1 protein-coding gene is annotated in these 945 nt (G+C 49.7%); it reads right to left on the bottom strand.

Features of this window, described 5'->3' with window-relative positions; genetic code table 11:
* On the bottom strand, positions 1-574 hold a 574-nt coding region (locus tag JJQ72_RS20200; protein WP_347880782.1), incomplete at its 3' end, for a reverse transcriptase domain-containing protein.
* Positions 575-945: the final 371 nt, after the last annotated feature.

Below are 945 nucleotides of genomic sequence, written 5' to 3'. Positions count from 1 at the left end.
TTCGCATTTCAACCAGCTTCATGAGCTTCTCCTGATTGATGTTGTCGAAGTAGCCTTGGATGTCGACGTCGACCACCCAATTTCCTTTGCGGTTACATGCTTTCCGAATGCGATCTAACGCTTGCTTTGCACTTCGTTTTGGCCTGAACCCGAATGACGTTTCCTGAAAATCCGCCTCGAAGATCGGTTCCATGACGAGTTTCGCTGCCATCTGGATGACGCGGTCTCTCACTGTGGGAATGCCGAGCGGTCGCTTTTTGCCATCCTTCTTCGGAATGTAGTAGCGCCTTACGGGTTGCGGATGATACTCGCCTTCTTTAAGAAGCCGTTGACATTCGTGTACAAAGCATGTTTCTCCTTGTTTTTCGATATCTGCCAATGTTTCTCCGTCGATTCCAGCTGAACCCTTATTAGCTCGTACTCTTCGCCATGCCTCCCACAGGATGTCTATTCGATAGACCTTGTCGTACAACGCGTGAAACCTTCGCTTCTTGTTTTCCTTGGCCGCATGACCTAGTTTCTCTTGGAGTTGTTGAACGTTTTCCTTTGGTGTTGTTAGCCGTTTGGCATTCACTGACTCGTACCTCCTTATGAAACTTGAACAAAGCAGGGCTCCTTCCCTCCTGCAGGTTTTGTTGTCCTGCATTCTTCGGTACTATGAGCCCCTCGGACTCCCTTCCTGCAGACGGTTCACTTCACCTTTTAGGCTTATAGAGCGTCTCTTTACGGTTTCAAAAAAAAAAACGTGCAGGGGAGGGCCTCCCCAGTTCACTGCATCCTCTTTCATACCATGCCGATCCCCTTACGCCGGAGGATTCTTCACTGTCGTTCCAAGTTCTGAACAGCTTCCATGGCCTTCGTCCATATGCGCGAGACTCGGCTTCCTCTTCCCCTCTTGCGAGGCCTTTTTGACGACGCGGCAGGATTCACTTTATGTTACAGCCT

Origin of the sequence: Paenibacillus sp. F411, assembly GCF_017582705.1 — a bacterium.
Classification (GTDB): Bacteria; Bacillota; Bacilli; order Paenibacillales; family Paenibacillaceae; genus Paenibacillus_AQ; species Paenibacillus_AQ algicola.
The sequence above is the reverse complement of the archived record's forward strand: the minus strand, read 5'-3'. Positions and strand labels throughout refer to the sequence as shown.